Genomic DNA, 19284 nt, shown 5'->3' on the forward strand with positions numbered 1-19284 from the left:
CCATGGCCAACACCCTGGCGCAGGCCATCGCCGCGCAAGACAACGACCACACCACCATCACCCGCGACTTCCACAAGCGCACCGGGCTGGACTGGCACGCGCCCACCCCCGCACGTCTCGCGGACGGCAGCCGGCTCAGCGTCGTCATCCCCACCCACAACAACGCCCACAGCCTGCCAGCGGTCCTCGACGCCCTCGCCGCACAGACCGCCGCCGACGTCGAGGTGATCGTCATCGACGACGCGTCCACCGACACCACACCACAGATCATCCAGGAGCACCCGGCCGTCGATCTGGCGCTCCGACTTGCCCACAATGTTGGTGGTCCAGCCGCCCGCAACGTCGGCGCGCACCTTGCCGGAGCAGACACCCTCGTTCACATGGACGCGGACATGGTCCTGCCAAACCACGTCCTGGCCGACATCGCCGCCCGAGCCCGGCCCGACGTCGTCCTGGTCGGCTTCCGACACAACCTCGCGCACCAGCTCGGCGACGACAACCGTCCGGTCATCCCCGCCGAAGAACCGGACCTGGAAGCCGACCACCGGGTGCGGTGGAACGCGCCAGCCGGCGTGCCGATGTTCTACTCAGGCCAGGTCTACGACCACGCCTTCGTCGGCCGCCCGCTCGATGACACCCAAGATTTCATCGACCTGGGCAACGGGCGCACCTACCACGACTGGGACCTGCCGCGCATGGTCGTGACCGCGCTCGTCGCCGTGCCCCACGCCGCGTTCACGGCCGTCGGTGGCTTCCACCCCGGTTTCAGCGCCGACGGGTGGGGCTGCGATGACACCTACCTTGGGGCCGCGCTCATCGGCCACGGCTGCAAAGTCGTCCCGCTCCGGCAGGCCGGAGGCTGGCACCTCGACCCGCCCGACGCTGACGCCGCGTGGAAAGCCAAGTTCGCGACCCTGCCAACCCGGGTCACGCTGTTGCGGCACCTGCTGACCCAACCCGCGCCCACAGCCGAGCAGGAAGACCTCACCCGGCGGGCCATGGCCCTGATCGAAGAGGCGGCCACGCTGACATGAGACGCACCTTCGCCTCCCACCGCTACCTGGTCCACGACCCAGCCACCGGGATGACCCACCGCGCCCCCGACCCGCAGCCCACCGGCCGCATCATCCTGGACGACACGATCGTCGCGTCCTGGCCCGTCCCGGCGGCGGCCGACCTTGACCGGCACACGCCGGCGAGTGTCTGCTGGTCGCCGATCGTGCGATGCAACCTGCACTGCCCCAGTGCCTCGATGACACCACCGTGCCCGAACTCTCCGCCATGGAACGGCACCGGATCGCCGGCGTACTCGCCGAAGTTGAGCTGCTCGGCGTCGACATTTCCGGCGGCGAGCCGCTGCTGCTACGCGACCTGACCACCCTCGCATCGACCATCCGCGACGGTGGGCGCAGCGTCGTCTCGGTGACCACCAACGGCTGGCACCTCGCCCGCCGCGCACCAGAGCTGGCCCGGTGCCTCGACGCGATCCGGATCAGTCTCGACGGCCCCGACCCGGCACGCCATGACGCCATCCGAGGCGCGGGCAGTTTCGCCCGAGCCACCGACGGTATCCGCGCCGCGGTCGCCGAGGGCATCCCCGTGCAGATCCAAACCGTGCTCATGCACCGCACCGCCGAGACCCTGCAAGACCTGGTCGACCTGGCACACGGCATCGGCGCGAATGGTTTCACCGCCCTGCAGATGCTGCCCATCGGAGCCAGCGCCGCCCTCTCCACCGAAATGCTCACCGATGAGCAAGCCAGGCGAGTGTTCGCCGCGCTGCGGGTGCCGCCCGGCCTGCGGGTCAGACTGCGCACCCGCGACGCCGCCGGCAACTTCACCGTCATCCGCGCCGACGGCCGAGTGTGGCGCAACACCATCAGCGCACTGAGCATCGGCGGCCTCCATCCACTGCGCGGCGCCACCGATCTCATCCTGACCAGCAGGGACGGCACCGCATGACCGACGCCCCCGGCATCGCATCGAGGCGGTTCCGTCACGAGCGGCTCCTGGTCATGACCCTGCCCGCCTACGAGCACGCCGTCCGCCTGCTCGCCGCTGCCGCCGAGGCCCGGTTCGCGCCGGTCAGCGCGGTCGTCGCCATCGCTAACGGCGGTCTGGTCCCGGCCGGCGGTATCAGCGGTGTTCTCGACGTCCCGAACTATCGGCTCACCGCCCAACACAACCCGACCGACGCGATCTACACCGAAGCCACCGGCCACGTCACCTGCGACCTGAGTCCCCTGGCCGCAGCGCTGGGCGGCCAGCAACTCGGCGGCACCGTGCTCCTCGTCGACGACATCTGCGGCAGCGGCGCAACCTTCACCGCCGTGCAGTCGGCGCTGCATCCCCACCTGCAACTGGAGACGGTCGTGCGCACCGTCGCGCTGTGCCGCAACGCCGGCACCAGCCTCGACCCGGACCTGTGGGTGTGGACGGTGGACGACTGGGTGTGCTTTCCCTGGGAGCCACCGTCGCGTACCGAAGCCGCGGTCGAGGAGTTGCCCATCCTCGAGCGGGTGGAACCAGCATGAGCACCGTCGCGTTCGTCCTGGTGTCCTGGCGCCCGGACGTCCCCGCCGGCATGGAGCGCGCCGTCGCCGCGCACGCCGCAGCTCTGACCAAGGCCGGGCACAAGGCCGTCATCGTGACCGCCGACCCTGCGGCGCCGCGCACCTACCGGGCCGCGACCGTCACCACGATCACCGCGCTGTGCGGCACGTTCCCCTGCGACGACACCACCCTGCGTACCGCAATCCACCACGGCACGGACGCACTGCGGCGGGAGCTGGTCACCGTCTTCGCCCGCGAACGAGTCGACGTCGCCGTCTACGTCGACGCGCTCTGGGGCTGGGCAGCATCATGCCCCACCGCCCGCAGACACGAAACGTCCTCGCGGCCCACGTCATGGGCCACGACACCGATCTCCGCGCCGCACTAGCCCTTGAACCAGCGGCGGTCATCGTTCCGTCCGCGACGGTCCTGGCGCAGGCCACCGAACGCGGCTACGACAGCTCCACCTGGAAGATCGTCCCCAACACGCTGCTCACCGAGCCCGAACCGCAGCCGCAACGCGTCCGCGACCACCTGCACCAGCACGGCCCCATCCGCGTCCTCGCCAGGCTCGGCCCGGAGAAGGGTGTGGCCGCGCTGCTCGCACCCCGCAACCGGCTCGACCGGCCCATCGAGGTCGCCCTGGCCAAGGCCCCGTTCGAGGCCACTGCCGGCAGCCAAGACGAACTGCTCCGCAAATGTCAGGCGCTTGCCGCCGACACGCCCGGCGTCGCCATCCAACCGGGCCTGAACTGGGACGACGTCCTGGCCTGGCTCGGCGGCGCGAGCCTGGTCATCGTGCCTTCCCACGCCGAGACCTTCGGCCTCGTCGCGCTGGAAGCCATGGCCGCGGGCACGCCGGTCGTCGCGCACGACGTCGGGAACCTGCCCGCCCTCATCGGCGATGGCGGGATACTCGTGCCACACCACCACGGCGCGACGGGGCTGTGGCGCGCCTCCCGAGAACTGCTCAGCGACGCGGTAACCTACCGGCGAACCTCACGGGCCGCGTACTACCGCTCGCGGGACTATTGGCCCGCCCTTGTCGCTAACCAACTGTTAAAGGTGGTGAGCTGATGGGCGGATCTGTCCTGCCCTCCGCACCCAACACACCCGCGCTGCTGCTCGTGGACGGCCACAACCTGCTCTGGGGCGCCACGTTCGGCTTTCCTGCCGAAATCCGCTCCCGGGACAAGACCCGCCTCCTGACCGGCCTGTTCGGGTTCTTCGCCCTCCTCCGCGTCGCCATCCGCGAAGACCTACCCGAACCGCCCGAAGTCATCGTGGTCTTCGACGGCCAATACGGCGGCAGCGACCGCCAAACCATCGACCCGTCCTACAAGGCCCAACGCCCCACCGACGCCGCCGCGCTCGCCCCCATCCAGTTCCTACCCGACGTCAAACGCGGCCTCACCCACTGCGGCATCACCTGGACCGAACTCGACCACGCCGAAGCCGACGACGTCATCGCCGCCCTCGTCCACACCACCCCGCCACCGCGGCCAATCCTGCTCATGTCCCGAGACCGCGACTACTACCAACTCGTCACCGACCGCGTCAGCGTCCTCAACACCAAAATGCGCTCCGGCCACCGCCACATCGGCCCCGCCGACGTCTACGCCCGCTACCAAGTCACCCCAACCCAATGGGCCGACTACCGCGCCCTGACCGGAGACCCCGCCGACAACATCCCCGGCGTACGAGGCATCGGCGCCAAAACCGCCGCCACCCTCCTCGCCGACGGACTCACCCTCGACCACCTCGACAAATCAGGCCGACTCGATACCGGCCGAGGCCAAGCCGTCCGCGAACAGTTCGAGCTCGCACTCAAATGGCGCGACATGATCCGCCTCGACCACACCATCGCCGTACCCGTAACCCCCACGGGACAAGTCAGCCCGCTGCTGCCGCGCCCAGCCGACGTCATCGAAGCCCTCGACCTATGGTGACCTCATCCATCCTGTTGACCGTGATGGCCCACCCCGACGACGCGGAACTCTGGGCCGGCGGCGCCATCGCACGCCACGTCCAAACCGGCGGGTCGGCGACAGTCGCCGTCACGAAACACGACCCGATCCGGGCCAGCGAGGCCACCAACGGCGCACAGATCCTCGGCGCTGACATTTACCTCGACGACGAACTCACGCCTGCCACCATCAGCACGCTGCTGACCGAAGTCCGACCGGACATCGTCATCACCCACTCGACCGACGACATCCACCCCGAACACCGGCAATGCGCCGAACGCGTCCTCGCCGCGCTACCCGACATCGTCATCACCACCGGACACCCAAGTCGGGTCTACCACTGCGACAGCTACAACAACCTCGACCAACACGGCAAACCGCTGCACCTGCCCACCATCATCGACATCACCGATCAATGGCCAACCAAGACCGCCGCTCTGAAAGCCCACACATCACAACCGATCGTCAACCACTTCGGGCCAATGTCCGAAACCCTGTCGCGACTCCACGGCATGCGAATCGGCACCACGCACGCCGAAGCCTTTCGCCCCCTGCCCGTCCTCGGCCGCCTGCCGGCCACCGAAAGTCTCTGACGACCCGGCGGACCCGAACCTGCCTCACCGGACGCCAGGCCGAAGCCCCACTCCTCGACGCGGGCATCGTCACCAACCGCAACGCGATGCCCGTGACTCCAACGGCGCCTGCGTCTCGCGCCAACGGGGATGCTGAGCGCCAGAAGCCTTCCGGCTACTTACTGGGAGGTGTGGCTCATGGTGCGTTGGAGAGGCCCGCTCCTGCAACGGGCGAGCGGACTGCCGACGCTGTTGAACCGGCGGCCGCATCCGACCCCAGAGGGCATTGGGGGAGGTCATGGCCGCTCGTTGCGTGGTGGTGCCAACGGATAGGTCGCTTCGATGATCAGCGTCCCCGCTGGCACTGCACAGTTCTGTGACGTGCCGCCTCAACGACTTACTTGACCTGGGTCTTTCTGGTCGTTGACCTCGACTTCCGCGCCTTCGGTACTGCGCAGGTTGGTGCCCTGGCCGGCGTGGGTTCCCGAGTTCATCAGCGGTCGCCTACGTCCTGCAGCCCCAGCGACACCACTCATTCGATCATCGCGGACGAGGAATGAAAGTCATACCGAGGTGGCGTACATGGGCTGAGGACTGGACTTCGTTTGGGTCATTCGCTGGGAATCGGGCTGCCGATCCGGACTTGATTGTCGTCCGGATCGACGAGGGTGAAGTCTCGCAGGCCGTACGCTCGGTCGGCGACGTCCCCGACGCCGGTGACGGCGTGCTCGTGTAGCCGCTTCCAGAGTGCGAGCGCGTCCACGACGAGGACAAGGCACTGACCCGCGGTCGCGGTGTCCTGCAGGGCGAAGTGGAGTTCAGCATCGCCGCTACCGAGCACGAGATAGTGCTCAGACCGTTCTTCCTCCTTGAATCCGACCGTGGCGAAAAACGCAGCGGTGCGGTCCAGGTCGGTGCTGGGCAGGATTGGGATAGTGCCGTGCACGGCCGCCTGGCCGGTTGTCCGTGGTCGGCGCAGAAGTGAGCGGAATCGGCGAAGCGCAGCGGGGATCTGCGATAGTGCTGACAAGGGGCCGGCGCGGCGGGCCGCCCAGAGGGCGCACGGCGCGCAGATGAAGACGCCGGGTGTCTGACCGAGTTCAGCGAGTCGGTCGGCTGTTCGCTGTCGGCCGCAGCATCCGCAACGGCGAAGACCGGTGTGCTGGGACGTCTCGGCGACCTGTGTCATCGCCCGGTCCTCTCCGTGAGTCTGGCGACCAGGGCGGCGAGCGTAGGCACACCGGAAAGTCCGTTTTCGGTCGGGTAGATGCGGCAGGTCAACGAGCCGGTGGATGCTGGCGGGCCGAACAAGTCCACGTCGTCGACCATGAACGTTGGTGATCCGCCGAAGCCCACCTCGGCGGCCTCCTCCGCAGTTTCGACGGCATGGAAGTGGACCGTGACATCGTCGCGTCCGATCGTATCGAGCGCCATCCGCATGCGGCGTCCAGCGTCGGCCCAGTTCGGGCAGTCGGCGAAGTACAAGACCGAGACCTGCATGGCGCTCATACTCCACCTCATCGGCGACGACGAACAGGTCGTACACGCTGACCGGTGTCGCGGCGACGGACATGCGTGGATTGGTGCCTCCGTCTGGTCATTGGTCCTTGATCGACATGCGGGTGTTGCCGTCGATCGCGTCGAGGCCAGCGATGCGACCGGTGCTGGCCAGCGGCAGTCGATCGGTTCAGAGTGCGGGTTGCCGGCTTTCGAGGATCTCGCGCGCCAACGCGACGCATGCGCCGCAGATGGCGACACCGGGGCCGTTGACGAGTTGGTCGACGTCAGAAGTGGTTCGGCCGCAGAAGGAACAACCTTGCCTCGCCGGTGGGCGGCGTTTCCACCACCGGGCCGGTCGGGTTGGGTTGACGGTGATGTGGCACTGCAACTCGCCTTTGATGGCCGCGATGTCGACGCGGAGGTCATTGAGGACGCGCCGGGCGCGGCTTCCTGGGTCGAGTGCGAGCATCGCGAGGAGGTGTTCCGTGCGCACCTCGGGTGGCGCGTTGTCGGATGCGTTGGCTGCTGCGTTGTGCGCGGCGGCATCGAGCGCGCAGGTTGCCTCGGTCGACATCGGCGGTATTTGGTCGCCCGGCGTGTCGGCGGGTGGGCCGAAGAGCCGGTGTGACGAGTCTCGGATCGCGTCGGCGTGCACGCCGAGGCGTTCGAGGATGGCTGCGGCGACGCCTTCGGCCAGTAAGCCGGCCAGCAGGTGCTGGGTGCCGATCTCTGCGGAGCCGTCGGTGCGGGCTTCGTGGCCGGCTTGGTCGAGGCAGGTCTGTAGACGGGGTGCGAGTCGGGCGGAGAAGGGCAGCACACTGGTCGGGGCGGGAGCGGCGAAACGCTGCCGGGCGGCCTGCTTGGACACGCCGAGCCGGGCGCCGATGTCGGTCCATGACATGCCGGTGCCGCGAGCGTGGGTGACGAAGTGATCCAGCAACCGGTCGGCGTCCGCAGCTTGATCGGCGCTGATCGCGGCGGCGGCGTCCAGCAGCCCGGCCGCGTCGGCGCTGGCGGTGCGGTGGTGGACCTGTGCGACTAGCTGGTCGAAGCCCATCGGCGACTCGCTGGCCATATGACAACGTTACGTTGTCTCACAGCCGGAAGACAACGTTATGTTGTCGACGCATCCTGCTCGCGCCAGCCTTAGGGTGTGCGATATGGATGGCGACACCGATGTGATGGTCCTCGACACCGAGGAGCCGCTGGCAGTCGGATCCGGAGCGGATCGGTGGCGATGGCGCAAGATCGACGAGAACGTGCGGCCACTGCCTCAAGGCGGCGCTGGGAGACATCGGGCGGGGCATGGCGGGTGGAGATCGAGAAAAGGCACCGACTCGTACCGGCTGACGCACGGCGAGAACGTCGTCTGCGCGGTGGACTTGGATCGCGGGTCCGACACCGCCTGGGCTAGGTTCATCTTCGAGTTCGCCGTCGCCCTGGCCATCATCCGATACATCCGACTGATGTGGGTCTTCGACGGCATCCTGGCGATCGCGGATAAGGATCTCAGCGACCCGGGCCGCCCAGCTCCATCGCCGCTTACGGACCGGTGGAGCAAGAACTAGGAATCAAGAAGGGGCGCTGCGGCGCCGTCGGCGCACCCCAGGCAGAGGCCCAGCGTCAGCACGACGGCGCCGCCGTGGGCAGGTCGAGGTAGAGCGCCGGGATCCACGCGGTGGCCTCGCCCAAGGCCCGGCCTGGCATCCGAACTTGGGCCCACGAGGACGCAGCAACATGCAGCGTGCTGTCGGTGTATGGCCGCCCGGCGGGCTCTATGCAGGAGACGCTCACTTGGTCGCCCTCTAGGTATCCGATGATCGGTTGGTCGCCGCGAGCGTCCGGATTGGGGTAGCCGTAGACGCCGTTGTGCCGCTGCGTTGCGGCGTCGAATGTGTTGATCACGGTGCCGTTGCCTGAGGGGGAGGTGCTGTATCGGCCTGATGGGTTCTCTCCCTGTAGGGCCGGGCCGGGCGTATCGCTGGTGATGTATACGCCAGCTGCGAGGCAGGCGGCCATCAGGGTCGTGATTGAGGTCAGTCGCGCTGCCCGCTGGACGCCGCGGGCCTCGATCTTGGCTGCTGCTACAGTCGCTTGAGCCTGGATCTGTGCCGCGCGGATTGTTGCCTCAGCGGCCAGCAGCGCATCGCCGGCGGGGGTGGTCTGATCATCGGCCACATATGAAGAGTAGACGACGGAACAGTTTTGCATCTGCCGCCGCGTAAGCGTTTGAGCCTGGAAGTAGAGGTTCCGCGATTCGTCACGCGGGAACCTCGGCTGGTCACCGAGGGCTGGCGCATACCACCTCGCACCGGGCCCGGAGTGCTCCCTGGAGGCGCGCAGGTCCGAATCCCCGCTGTTCGACTCTGCTGGGTCGCTGGAGTGCTTCAGGCTGGCGAAGAAATCCCTGGTCAGTACCCAGACGCGGGGCAGGCGCGCAGGTGTGGAGTGGAGGCGGGTCCCGTCCAACATGGGAACGCGCCGCAGCCAGCAACGATCCGAACGTTCGTGGTGCTAGACGGCACCTGGCCGCTGCCGCCACACAGTACCTGACTTGCTGTTGTCTAGTTCGCGGGCTGTCTTCCCGCCTGTCGACCAGGGTGACAGGCGGAAGACAGCGCCGTCCTCGCCCCGCCCCAGCGTCGGCTGACGCGCTCGGCAGCGATGGGAACGGGTACCCGGACATGGGTCGACAGTGCACGACCGATCTTGCTCCGTGACTGCCGTCCCCGCAGCGACACGCGTGGGTTTCTGTTGCTATTGCACGACAAAGCGGTCGATTGCACACAAGGTGGGCGTCGCCTCGATCGATGAGCGGTTTGTATCCGTTCGCCAGACTTTAAGCCTCTTTCGGACGACAGGTCATACCTGCGGGGCACTGCTGTCGATCTTGCGCTAGGAGCCGTCTTCGTTGTTCGCTAGGATGGTTTCATGGAGGGTGCGGCAACCTGGGCGCTTGCGGGGTCGACCGCGCTCCTTGCGGTCTCGCTCATCGCGATTAGTTGGCAGATCTTTTTCTCGTTCAAAACGCTTGACGGATCCCGTACGGAAACCCGGGCAGAGGTATTGCTCGCACTTAGGACGCTCGCACGCGCGCGTGTAGGGGCGACAATAACCGGCAAGGCCGACGACGGCGATTCTGGGGCAGTGCTGCTAGTCCTTGAAGAGGATTATGCCGGCTTGGAAGAAACGGCCTACTTGCTTAGCGACACAGCCAACGCCGCGCACCTGTTGCGTTCGATTGAGCAGTTGGAGCTGGGCGAGGGCAAGGTCCGGGACTTGATCGAAGAATGAGCTACATCTGGAGCGATGACGCTTGGAGCGACTATGTCGATTGGCAGAAGCTCGATGCCGCAAAGGTTGCGAAGATCAACGATCTTCTCAAGGACATCCGCCGGAACCCGCATAGTGGTATTGGCAAGCCGGAGCCCCTTAAACACAGCCTAAAAGGCTACTGGTCCCGCCGCATCGACCGCGAGCATCGATTGGTTTACAAAGTGGCGGACGGGGACATTCACATCGCATCGTGCCGGTTTCACTATAAGGACTAGTCTTGCATCGCTTGCGCGGTCCGGCAAGGAGATCCGACGGTTTCCGGCCTCGACAAGAAGTGGGGCTTCAGGGCGAGCCGGATCGGGCAACCACATGTCCGTGTCGAAGGACATCGAGGTTGGGAAGATGCGTTCACCGATTCCGACTAAGCGAGGTCCTCAACCCGGGCGGTGAGGGTTTCGGCCTCACTGCGGTCGGACAACTCCTCCAGCGCCAAGAGCATTATTGTGAGTTCTCTACAGGCATCCCGAGCCCGGAGCACGCCAAAGCGATACGGGCCAACCCGATGACGGGAGCGCCATCCTCGATTGCCACGGCGAGTGCGTAGGTCGCGGGAACGCGTCCGTCGCGAGCCGCTCGCTGCTGGATGCGACCCTGCCCGGTCGCGTAGTCGTCAAAGTGCTCCAACACGTCGCGCGCGTTTACGACGTCCGGCAACCGATGCCGAAAGTCGGCCACGGCCTGCCGCCTTGCCACCTCTTGCGGCGATCCCTGGACCGTGTTCGCAACCCAGTCGGCGGCCCGGACAAGGTTGCGCAGGCTCAGCATCAGCAGGAGAGCATCCGCGGATCGCTGAGGCCTCGTTTGGTGATCGGCAAGGAGCCGCTGGGTACACGTCAGGGCTGCCATCGACCAGGCAAGCAAACCCGAAACAGGCGACTCCAGCGGGTCCAGGATCCTCACGAAGCCCGAGCGTAGTGCGGTCATCGCGGCAGGGGAACCCGGTAACGGATGGTACAAACATCTCCGGGTCGCAGGCCCGCTGCCTGCGACCTGACGCCCATGGCTGGGGTTATCGTTGGCGGTTAGCAAATCGCGCGCCAGAACGGTACTCAGACCGGCATCCAGCGGTCCCGCAATCGGCAATCCTGACTGGCCGCCTCGAACGTGTCGCATCCCGTGCGCATGGGTACATGATCAGCGGCACCGAAACCGCAGCGACGCGCGGAGGTGCTGTGGTGAATGCGGTGCCTGGGCGTCGAAGCAAGGTCAGCCGCAGGTCGGTGGCTGCCTCCTTTGCCCGAACGTCGGCCGCCGCTACTGGCGGAACAACCGGGCAGACGGGTTGCCGTACGAGCCCGTGAAACCGCTCAACTAGCGCGGCTGACGATGCCCGGTTGGTTGCGGAGGCTGGGTGCTGCGCTCCTTTCGGAGCGCCGCGTACGAGGATGCTCTGAGTCACGGGGAGGCGTGCCGCGGTCGCTTGGTGTCGAACAGGTCCGTGTTCACCAACGTCTGGTCCCAGCCTGACCACGCTGCAAGAACAATCCGCTCGACGAGCCGGCCGCAGAAGACAGGCACGCTTACGAGCGCGACCCGATCGTGAGAGGTGTCGATGGCGAACGTGAAACGATCGTCCGTCAGGAGAACCTTTCGGTTGCCGGTGTTGCTCCCTGGCTTCGGCGGTCCGTAGCCGTGCAGCAACGAGCAGCGCAGCGCGTAGATCAGTCTTGCGTCTGCCGGGTCGATGCGGTGGCTCGTTAGGAGGCTCTCCCAGCGTTGGCCCACTAGCTCGTTGCGGTTGGTGAGCGTGTCGAGGACGGTCATTGCGATGCTGAGCCCGATCCAAGACTCGTTTCCGGGACCCGCGCCGGTGGTCTCGTCTCGGCGATTGGCGGTACGCATGTCGCGGAGCGCCAGGACCAGCGTCGGATAGACGTTCGTCTCGTTCAGGTCGCAGCGGAGCATTTCCGGCGGGTCGTTGCGCCCGTCGTCAAGGGCTGTCGTCACGGTCCGTGACCGTACACGATTTGCAGATGCTTCGAAGACACCTGGCCCGCGGCCTGCAGATCCCGCCCCTTGGCCCTCTGCGGCGGGGGGCCGGTCCAGGACGCTCGTCCGGGCCACGAGCACGATTCGTGACGTCGGTCGGCGGTCGCACGTAGCCGCCGGACCAGCGAGGACCGATGCCAGCACTGGACGCGGCCCGCTGGGGCCGCCGTTTGGATGCTGAGCCTTCATGCATGTCTGAGCCGGTCATCGTAAAAATCTTGGGCTGGTTGTAGACGCTCGTCCGCTCCAGCCCCTCTATGTATATGCACGGTCGCACGTCGCAGCCCGTCTCCATCGCACTCTCGCGAGGGGAGGCGGGCTTCTCTGCTGGTTGAAGGCTTACAACCAACAGAGAGGGAGGCCTCACCGATGCCAGACGGCAGCTTGAGCCCGAGCGCGCCACGCTCAAAGGACGGAGCTGCGCCGCCGACCTGGCGCGGCAGCACCGCAGCGACGATGATGATGATCGTGCTCTATTGGGCTACTGAGGCAGGTGTCCAGCACCGAAGGGTCGCCGTTTGCCATGCGTCGCGGCAACGCCCATTCTGAGTTCATGGAGTCGTGGCAACAACTCCACTATAGAATATTTCTACCACGGGAGCGTTGCCCCGTTTCGTTTTCGAAAAGGACTTTCTGCCGGTGTTGCATCCATCCGCTTCATCCGACATGAGCCGGCGTCATCGGCGTCCTTGCGAGCCTCACACAGGCCCTTTGAGATGTTTCGGAGCTCTGCGGCCATTGGCCGGGTGCTCTTACCCGCGGCGGAAGGCGCACACGATTGTGGTGATTAGGCCGGTTAGCGTGGCTGGCACGGACAGCATCGCCGTCCCGAACGGCAGGATGTTCGCCGGCAGCAGCAGCGCCGGGAGGATCCCGGCCACGATCGGTATGGGGATCAGTGTCACCGCCCACCACGGCGCCCGAGCCACGCCTGCTGCGGTCGCGGCGAGGGTAAGCAGGCCGGCGGCGGCGAGCAACCACAGCCCGCCCCTGGCTTCGTCAGCGATTGCTTCGTCGGTGTTCTCGATGTGAAACCGAAGAATCAGCCCGTATCCGACGGCGACCAGGCCGGCGATCCCGACCGACACCGCGACCGCGGCGCCTGTCTGCGGGACGGTCCGCGACATTCCAGGCCGGTTCTGGTGACCCATACGACTCCTATAACTCTCGGCCGGTCCCGGTGAGGGCCGGGAACCCGAGTACCCCGAGTTCCCGGCCCTCACCAGGCGGAGCTACCTCGTCTTGATCACGAATCCGAAACCGGTTCGCTTGGACCCGAATTGGCCGATCGTGACTTTGCCGTTGTCGTAGATGGTTCCCTTTCCACGGTAGGTGTGTACGTGCCGTCCGTCCTTGGCGGTGATCGTCGCGGTGTACGACCGGCCGTCCCGGACGACGTTGAAGACCAGTTCGACGTTCCGGCCGGGGCGCGCCTTCACGGTGACGGTCCCGGTTATCGACTGGACGGTGTTGCGGGCGCGGGTGACGGTCACCTTCCCTACGGTGACGTCGCCGCTGACCACGAGGCAGTCCCGGCCACCGGCGACGAACACGATCCGCTGGTTGGTCGGCTGGGGAGCGACGGTGAGGGTGACCGTCGCCGGTGCCGATGTCGCTGCGGCGCTGTCGGTGACCGTGTAGGTGAACGTGTCGGTGCCGGTGTAGCCCTTCCTCGGGGTGTATGTGAACGATCCGTCCGAGGCGAGGGTCAGCGTCCCGTTCCGGGGTGCGGTGGCGGTATTCGCGGTGAGGGTGTCGCCGGTGTCGGCGTCGGTGTCGTTGGCGAGGACACCGGGCGCGGGCACGGTCAGCGCGGTGCCGGTTTCGGTGGTGAACGCGTCCGCGACCGCGGCGGGTGTGCTGTTGGCGGTCTCGGCGACGAACACGCCCTCCTGGTCGGTGGTGGGGATCCCGGAGGTGGTGTCGCACAGGTCGCCGGTGCCGTCGGTGTCCCGGTCCTCTTGGCCTGGGTTCGCGGCGGCCGGGCAGTTGTCGACCTGGTCTTGGACACCGTCGCCGTCCTGGTCGACCAGGATCGGCGCGGTCGCGGTCGCGGTCTTCCCACTGGTCGAGGTGACGTCGACGGTGACCAGTCCCTCGTACCCGGCCGAGTACGTGTGCGTGAACTCGGGGGTGGTGGTGGTGGCGTCAGTGGTTCCGTCGCTGTCGACGTCCCATTTGTAGGTGAGGGTACCGCCGGCGGGGTCGTACGAGCCGGCGGCGGTGAACCTGACCGGCTTCCCGATCGCGGCGTTGTAGCTGTCCCCGATTGTGGCGAACGGGACCGCCAGCGAGGTTTCGACGATGTCGTCGATCGCGGCGGAGACGTCCTCACCGTCGACAGCCGCGACGACCTTACCGCCCGTGCCGGCAGCGACTTCGGCGAGCGCGGCGTCGGTGTTGCCGACGACGTTGACGACGGCCGGGTCAACGGCGAGAGCGGCGGCGACGATGTCGGCAGCTCTCAGGTTCGACACCGGCTCCGGGTTGTGGGCCGGCGCGTCGGTGAACACGATGATCTGCTTCTTGACGCCGGACCGCCACGGCTGCTTGATCGCGGTGTCGAGGCCGGAGTACGCCGATTCGGGGTAGTCGCCGCCACCGGCGGCTTCGAGGTTCCCGACGGCGGTCTTAACCGCGGCGGCGTCGCTGGTGAACGCCTGGTCGAGGCGGGACGGGTAGTCCTCTGGGTCGCCGGTGTATCCGGGCTGGTCCCGATAGGAGACGACCGCGAGCCGGTACGCGGACGTGCCGGCCGCGAGCCGGTCGACGACCGCGTTGATCCGGTTCTTGACCGCGGTGATCGTGCCTCCCATCGACCCGGTGGTGTCGATGACGAAGATCAGGTCGAGGGCCTGCGCCGTCGCGACCGGGGTTCCTGCTGCGGTACCGAATCCGTCGGCCAGGATGTTCGCGTACTGCTGGTGCCCCTGCGGGTTCGGGTGGTACCACGTGTCGGTGCTGATCGTCTGGAATGGCTCAACGAACCACGAGTCCGGGTTCGCGTGACCTGCGCGGGGGTCCGGCTGGTGGCTGTCGAACAGTCCCAGCGCCTGCGGCAGGTGGGTGACGAAGTCAGCACCTACCTCGGCCTCGGCGGCGGCGACCGCCGCGGCCTGAACCTCAGCGCCTTTCGCCCCGAGGAGGCGGACCTTGCTGGCCGCGTCGTAGGTGTCGGTGACGGTCCCGAAAAGGTTCTTGTACTTGAGGACGAACGGGACGTCGCCGACCAGCTGCGGGTAGCCGAGCAGGACGACTTTGGCGTCGGGCCGTAGTCGTTCCCGGCGTAGGTCGACGAGGATCTTCTTGAGGCGTTCCCGGACTCCGTCAGCGCCGGTGTCGTCCATCAGGGCGTTGGCATAGTTGACCCTGCTGCGGCAGTCGCCGGGGTTACGGTCGCCGACGATGAAGCATTCCTGGACGATGTTGCTGAAGCGGACATCATTTCCACCGAAGGTGAACAGGACAAGGTCGGTGCTGGCGGTCACCGAATCCCGCTGCGGCCGCAGTTTCGTGTTGCAGATGGACGTCGTCCCGTTGGTGATGACGGTCTTCACGATCTCGTCGGCGGTGGCGGTGTGGCAGCGGGCGAACTCGGGGCGGTTGCCGAGGTCGCGCTCGCTCCAGTAGTTCGCGGTGACGCCGCCGGAGCAAGCCCGGTCGGTCACGTCGGCGGATAGGCCCTGGGCTTGCAGCCAGGCGACGTACCGTTCGCTCCAGTTGCTGCTGCTGCGGTAGCAGGCCGTCGGCCCGTAGTAGTTGCCGGCACCGTTGCCTGCGGAGAAGCTGTCGCCAATCACGACGACGTTGACGTGGCTGTCCGGAGCCGCCGCAGCAGCTGCTGCTGACGCGTCCGGCTGGCCGGAGGGTGCGATGGACAGCGTGGCGGCGAGGACCGCCGTCAGGATGGAAGCGGTGAATGCCCCCAGCCGCCTGGTGCGGCCTTTCGGTGGGCGGATGAGCACAGGCGCACTCCTTCGGCGTGGATATTTGGCGTTTCTTCGTACTGTCCGCCTCATCCGGCCCCGTGGGAATGTTGAGGGCGGCATTCTGCCTGCGCGGCTGTTCGTTTCGCTAAACGGCTTAACCAATTCGGTGACCGACTGTCCGCTATTTGACTCATGCGTCAAGGCCGCTTCGGTCGCCTTTCGGGGTAACTCATACTCTTCTGGGACGCAACTCACCGAAAAAAGCATTGAGCGCATTCACCGGGCGCTCTCAGGCTTCGATCTTTGACGCCCGGGCTCGTTGACATTTATGCTTTCGCGGTCGTTCGTTCGATCTTGTCGACGTTTGTGACCCTGGTGCCAAGGCGCTCACAAACGACGAGGTCGAAAGCGTCAACATCTACTGATCGCGTGCACACACTTTCGGCAGGTCTGTGCGCGTGGCACCGGCTCGGCGCGACGTCCGGCCACCGCCGCGCTCGGGATCACTGCCAAGGCCGCGGTGAGGTTGTCGCCGTAGTCGGCAACGCAGCGGGCGGTGTGAAATCCGGGCATCGGCCCCGGCGTCCCCGTCGCAATGGCGGTGATCCCGGGCCGCACGTGGTGGGTCTGGTGGTGTGACGCCCGAGGTGCCCGACCTTACGGACAAACTCGGCGCACCGTGTGTCCGCCACCCAGCCGAGCGTGCCAGCCGATCATCCGTCGCCGCGTCAGATGATCGGTCCGTAAGATGCGCTGATCCCTTCAGAGCATCGGTCGAGGTCGGCGAAGTTTGGATATAACCCTCGACACGGCACGTCCATGATCTGACACTATTGGCCGTCCATCGCAACGTGAGAGCGGATACCGTACATCTTCGAGTTCGGACTGTCCTCGGTGCGGCGATGAAAGGGGGCGTGGTGGGAGACCTCACGGTCCCGGTAGTACTAATTATCCTAGGCGGCGTCTGCCTATTGATCGCACTTTCAGGCGGCGGCTTTGGGGGCACGATCTCTATACCGACGTTGGGTACGGCTCCGCGCGTGGTTGCTGGCGTGTTGGCCTCAGTGTTGCTCGGCGGGGGGATCCTTCTTTATGTCTGGGAGAAGCGCAAGGACGATCCGCGGCCGGACCCGACGCCCACGCAGTCGATCGCACCCTCGGTACACCCCACACCATCGAAATCCCCATCCGTTTCGGAAACGCCTAGCCACGAACCAGTAAGATACGACAAAGACTTCGTCGTCCAATACATCGACAACACCGGGCACATCGACCTTGACGAGCCACGCTCATGGAATGGCGACATGGACGAAAATCAAGGCGTGGTCGACATAGCCGTAACGCCGGGCAAGGTTGCTTCGGAAAACTTCGCCAAAATCGCCCTGTCCGAAGCGGGTGGCAAGGCGGCATGCCTGGACGCTATCAGCCAGGAAGCACCGAAAGAGATCAGTATGGGCCAGGTGCAGGATGACGAAGGGTTCTGCGCGATTTCAGATCACGGGCTCGTAGCGTACGTAAAATTCCTCGATCTCGTGGCCGGCAACGGTGACCACGCAATAAGGATTCGTGTAACGGCGTACGGCTAACGTCTGCGCGAACTGGTGCGATGGCTAGGCGCAACCATGCAAGATCAGCCGTGCGGCGGCACCCCCGATTGGGCCGAGGTCGGGCAGGCAGTCGAATCGGTGTTGAATGTCGTACGCCAAGGGGCCACCAGTGACGATCACGAGCGACGCATTGTGACTTGAACTTGACCGCTACGTTGAGGTCGGACGACAGGAGGCAGCTCGCTGGCAAATGATCAGCAACCTGTTGAGCCCAAGGGAGGAGAAGACAACGATGGTCCCTGGCACCGTGCTCCACTCGTGCGCGGGACTACGCACGGGTATCGCTTGCCGAGGTCTCCTCTTGTCGGCATTCGTGTTGATCTTCATCGCGGCATGCGGTTCGGATAAGCCGAACACCAGCCCGGCGCCGGGGAGTTCGGGCGTCGTGCAAGCGCCTAGCTCTGGCCAGAGCCCTCCACCATCCGGCGAGCCGACTGGCCCAACCCCCACGGGATCCGCTTCGACGCCACCTACTACTGCAACCCCTCCGAGCGCCGCGTTTTCTGGCGCGATCTTCTACCCCCAGGGCGGATCGTTCCGCAATCAACACCTGCGGATAAACGGTAATGTCTCCCTGCCGCTCAAGAGTGGCCAGTCTCTTGTGCTGCGCATCGAGCCCGCGAACGCCAAGGCGGTAGAGGCGAGGCTGGCACCTAACCCGGATTTGGCTTGGTCCTTCACGTACAAGGGTGGCACCGGCGGGAGACACACCGTCAAGCTGATCCTGAACAGCGGAAGCCGCCGCACGCTCGACACGACCAGCTACACGATGGCGGCGCCGCCACCCCCGCCGACGATGCGGGGAAACATCTTCTACCCCGACGGCCAGACACTGCCTAACCAGCACGTCGGCATCAACGGCAACATCACCCTGCCGCTCAAGAGTGGCCAGTCACTTCTGCTGCGCATCGAGCCCGCGAACGCCAAGGCGGTAGAGGCGAGGCTGGCACCTAACCCGGATTTGGCTTGGTCCTTCACGTACAAGGGTGGCACCGGCGGGAGACACACCGTCAAGCTGATCCTGAACAGCGGAAGCCGCCGCACGCTCGACACGACCAGCTACACGATGGCGGCGCCGCCACCCCCGCCGACGATGCGGGGAAACATCTTCTACCCCGACGGCCAGACACTGCCTAACCAGCACGTCGGCATCAACGGCAACATCACCCTGCCGCTCAAGAGTGGCCAGTCACTTCTGCTGCGCATCGAAGCAGCCACCACCACACCCATCGAAAACACAATCACCGCCGGCGCCGACCTCACCTGGTCATGGACCTACACCGGCGGCACCAGCGGGGATCACCTCATCGCCCTGATACTGGTCGAAGGCGGCAAGCGCATCACTCTAGACACGACCCACTTTACGACGGGCTAGCGGAGCATGACTAAATCTGAGGATAGCCAAGGGTCCAAGTCTTCCCGGAGACGGCTTTGGCATCCTGGCCAAAGAGCTGCCATCTGGGCAGCGATCGTCGGTGCGATTGCTGCGGTTCTGGCGCTGCCACCTGCTTTCGGACTGCCGCCGTTTCGGAAATCCGACCCACCGACAACGAGCGCGCCCACCACACCTCATTTGACGCCAGTCCCTCCAGCCACCACAGGCGCCCCCGCTGCGGCTGGGGAGATTTCGTGTACGCTTGACCTCTCTCTTGAGAAGCTCAGCGGGGAACATGACTGCGCCAACGGCAATATGACTGTTCTCGCCAAGCCGGACAACGACCAGCCGCGGGCAAACGGATCGGATTCATTCTGGGCCGGAATGACATCCGGCTGGGAGATCCCGCCTATGTGGCGGATGATCGTTAGGTTCGCAGACGGAACAAGCGAGTCC

20 protein-coding genes are annotated in these 19284 nt (G+C 66.0%); 12 read left to right on the top strand and 8 right to left on the bottom strand.

The window, feature by feature from the left end:
- The first annotated feature begins 2 nt into the window (after positions 1-2).
- The 7 genes from Phou_RS43660 to Phou_RS43685 all read left to right on the top strand — a co-directional run bounded on the left by Phou_RS43660 (position 3) and on the right by Phou_RS43685 (position 5113).
- Positions 3-1034, top strand: a complete 1032-nt coding sequence (locus tag Phou_RS43660) for a glycosyltransferase family 2 protein (protein WP_173069708.1) — start codon at positions 3-5, stop codon at positions 1032-1034.
- A 190-nt stretch (positions 1035-1224) separates the two neighbouring features.
- On the top strand, positions 1225-1962 hold the full coding sequence (locus tag Phou_RS43665; RefSeq protein WP_218579580.1) for a radical SAM protein: 738 nt from the start codon (positions 1225-1227) through the stop codon (positions 1960-1962).
- Entirely contained in the window at positions 1959-2534 is a 576-nt protein-coding gene (locus Phou_RS43670) for a phosphoribosyltransferase (protein WP_173069710.1), read from the top strand. The genes Phou_RS43665 and Phou_RS43670 overlap by 4 nt, the downstream gene beginning before the upstream one ends.
- Positions 2531-2941 carry a hypothetical protein gene (locus Phou_RS51755; RefSeq protein ID WP_218579581.1) on the top strand — a complete coding sequence of 137 codons (411 nt, stop codon included), beginning with the start codon at positions 2531-2533 and terminating at the stop codon, positions 2939-2941. Before Phou_RS43670 ends, Phou_RS51755 begins: the two co-directional genes overlap by 4 nt.
- Positions 2908-3630 (top strand): glycosyltransferase, encoded by a 723-nt coding sequence (locus tag Phou_RS43675; RefSeq protein ID WP_246274524.1) that lies wholly within the window; start codon positions 2908-2910, stop codon positions 3628-3630. Before Phou_RS51755 ends, Phou_RS43675 begins: the two co-directional genes overlap by 34 nt.
- Complete coding sequence (locus Phou_RS43680) at positions 3630-4502, top strand: 5'-3' exonuclease (RefSeq protein WP_173069712.1); 873 nt, start codon at positions 3630-3632, stop codon at positions 4500-4502. The genes Phou_RS43675 and Phou_RS43680 overlap by 1 nt, the downstream gene beginning before the upstream one ends.
- 23 nt (positions 4503-4525) lie before the next feature.
- Entirely contained in the window at positions 4526-5113 is a 588-nt protein-coding gene (locus Phou_RS43685; protein ID WP_246274787.1) for a PIG-L deacetylase family protein, read from the top strand.
- Positions 5114-5702: 589 nt separating this feature from the next.
- On the opposite strand, the gene Phou_RS43690 is transcribed toward Phou_RS43685, so the two are convergent.
- The 3 genes from Phou_RS43690 to Phou_RS43700 form a co-directional block, all read right to left on the bottom strand.
- Positions 5703-6038, bottom strand: coding sequence for a DUF8817 family protein (locus tag Phou_RS43690; RefSeq protein WP_173069716.1), 336 nt, complete (start codon positions 6036-6038; stop codon positions 5703-5705).
- Between the two features lie 239 nt (positions 6039-6277).
- A complete protein-coding gene (locus Phou_RS43695; RefSeq protein ID WP_246274526.1) occupies positions 6278-6601 on the bottom strand; it encodes a hypothetical protein in 324 nt (107 codons plus the stop codon).
- A gap of 178 nt (positions 6602-6779) precedes the next feature.
- Positions 6780-7667 carry a ClpX C4-type zinc finger protein gene (locus Phou_RS43700; protein ID WP_173069718.1) on the bottom strand — a complete coding sequence of 296 codons (888 nt, stop codon included), beginning with the start codon at positions 7665-7667 and terminating at the stop codon, positions 6780-6782.
- Positions 7668-7752: 85 nt separating this feature from the next.
- Between Phou_RS43700 and Phou_RS43705 the strand changes: the two genes are divergently transcribed.
- Positions 7753-8160, top strand: coding sequence for a hypothetical protein (locus Phou_RS43705; RefSeq protein WP_173069720.1), 408 nt, complete (start codon positions 7753-7755; stop codon positions 8158-8160).
- Positions 8161-8215: 55 nt separating this feature from the next.
- On the opposite strand, the gene Phou_RS43710 is transcribed toward Phou_RS43705, so the two are convergent.
- Positions 8216-8770, bottom strand: coding sequence for a hypothetical protein (locus Phou_RS43710; RefSeq protein WP_173069722.1), 555 nt, complete (start codon positions 8768-8770; stop codon positions 8216-8218).
- Between the two features lie 753 nt (positions 8771-9523).
- On the opposite strand from Phou_RS43710, the gene Phou_RS43715 reads away from it, so the two are divergent.
- Positions 9524-9886, top strand: coding sequence for a type II toxin-antitoxin system Phd/YefM family antitoxin (locus Phou_RS43715; protein WP_173069724.1), 363 nt, complete (start codon positions 9524-9526; stop codon positions 9884-9886).
- Positions 9883-10143 carry a Txe/YoeB family addiction module toxin gene (locus tag Phou_RS43720; protein WP_173069726.1) on the top strand — a complete coding sequence of 87 codons (261 nt, stop codon included), beginning with the start codon at positions 9883-9885 and terminating at the stop codon, positions 10141-10143. Before Phou_RS43715 ends, Phou_RS43720 begins: the two co-directional genes overlap by 4 nt.
- 223 nt (positions 10144-10366) lie before the next feature.
- Here Phou_RS43720 and Phou_RS43725 read toward each other — a convergent pair whose 3' ends face one another.
- The 4 genes from Phou_RS43725 to Phou_RS43740 all read right to left on the bottom strand — a co-directional run bounded on the left by Phou_RS43725 (position 10367) and on the right by Phou_RS43740 (position 15882).
- On the bottom strand, positions 10367-10828 hold the full coding sequence (locus Phou_RS43725) for a hypothetical protein (protein WP_173069728.1): 462 nt from the start codon (positions 10826-10828) through the stop codon (positions 10367-10369).
- Between the two features lie 495 nt (positions 10829-11323).
- Positions 11324-11875, bottom strand: coding sequence for a hypothetical protein (locus Phou_RS43730; RefSeq protein ID WP_173069730.1), 552 nt, complete (start codon positions 11873-11875; stop codon positions 11324-11326).
- 794 nt (positions 11876-12669) lie between these two features.
- Positions 12670-13044: a hypothetical protein gene (locus tag Phou_RS43735; protein WP_173069733.1), complete on the bottom strand. Its 375-nt coding sequence runs from the start codon at positions 13042-13044 to the stop codon at positions 12670-12672.
- A gap of 105 nt (positions 13045-13149) precedes the next feature.
- Entirely contained in the window at positions 13150-15882 is a 2733-nt protein-coding gene (locus tag Phou_RS43740; RefSeq protein ID WP_173069735.1) for a cadherin-like domain-containing protein, read from the bottom strand.
- An 866-nt stretch (positions 15883-16748) separates the two neighbouring features.
- Here Phou_RS43740 and Phou_RS43745 point away from each other — a divergent pair.
- Both Phou_RS43745 and Phou_RS43750 read left to right on the top strand, forming a co-directional pair.
- Complete coding sequence (locus Phou_RS43745) at positions 16749-17432, top strand: hypothetical protein (RefSeq protein WP_173069737.1); 684 nt, start codon at positions 16749-16751, stop codon at positions 17430-17432.
- Between the two features lie 622 nt (positions 17433-18054).
- On the top strand, positions 18055-18828 hold the full coding sequence (locus Phou_RS43750; protein WP_173069739.1) for a hypothetical protein: 774 nt from the start codon (positions 18055-18057) through the stop codon (positions 18826-18828).
- Positions 18829-19284: the final 456 nt, after the last annotated feature.

The sequence above is a fragment of the Phytohabitans houttuyneae genome, assembly GCF_011764425.1.
GTDB lineage: Bacteria > Actinomycetota > Actinomycetes > Mycobacteriales > Micromonosporaceae > Phytohabitans > Phytohabitans houttuyneae.

Excerpts from the sequence above, each read along its gene's own strand:
- Phou_RS43745 (WP_173069737.1), top strand. The coding sequence starts at position 16,749 with ATGAAAGGGGGCGTGGTGGGAGACCTCACGGTCCCGGTAGTACTAATT.
- Phou_RS43715 (WP_173069724.1), top strand. The coding sequence starts at position 9,524 with ATGGAGGGTGCGGCAACCTGGGCGCTTGCGGGGTCGACCGCGCTCCTT.
- Phou_RS43695 (WP_246274526.1), bottom strand. The coding sequence starts at position 6,601 with ATGAGCGCCATGCAGGTCTCGGTCTTGTACTTCGCCGACTGCCCGAAC.
- Phou_RS43700 (WP_173069718.1), bottom strand. The coding sequence starts at position 7,667 with ATGGCCAGCGAGTCGCCGATGGGCTTCGACCAGCTAGTCGCACAGGTC.
- Phou_RS43680 (WP_173069712.1), top strand. The coding sequence starts at position 3,630 with ATGGGCGGATCTGTCCTGCCCTCCGCACCCAACACACCCGCGCTGCTG.
- Phou_RS43685 (WP_246274787.1), top strand. The coding sequence starts at position 4,526 with ATGGCCCACCCCGACGACGCGGAACTCTGGGCCGGCGGCGCCATCGCA.
- Phou_RS43665 (WP_218579580.1), top strand. The coding sequence starts at position 1,225 with ATGCAACCTGCACTGCCCCAGTGCCTCGATGACACCACCGTGCCCGAA.
- Phou_RS43720 (WP_173069726.1), top strand. The coding sequence starts at position 9,883 with ATGAGCTACATCTGGAGCGATGACGCTTGGAGCGACTATGTCGATTGG.
- Phou_RS43675 (WP_246274524.1), top strand. The coding sequence starts at position 2,908 with ATGGGCCACGACACCGATCTCCGCGCCGCACTAGCCCTTGAACCAGCG.
- Phou_RS43670 (WP_173069710.1), top strand. The coding sequence starts at position 1,959 with ATGACCGACGCCCCCGGCATCGCATCGAGGCGGTTCCGTCACGAGCGG.
- Phou_RS43705 (WP_173069720.1), top strand. The coding sequence starts at position 7,753 with ATGGATGGCGACACCGATGTGATGGTCCTCGACACCGAGGAGCCGCTG.
- Phou_RS43660 (WP_173069708.1), top strand. The coding sequence starts at position 3 with ATGGCCAACACCCTGGCGCAGGCCATCGCCGCGCAAGACAACGACCAC.
- Phou_RS51755 (WP_218579581.1), top strand. The coding sequence starts at position 2,531 with ATGAGCACCGTCGCGTTCGTCCTGGTGTCCTGGCGCCCGGACGTCCCC.
- Phou_RS43735 (WP_173069733.1), bottom strand. The coding sequence starts at position 13,044 with ATGTCGCGGACCGTCCCGCAGACAGGCGCCGCGGTCGCGGTGTCGGTC.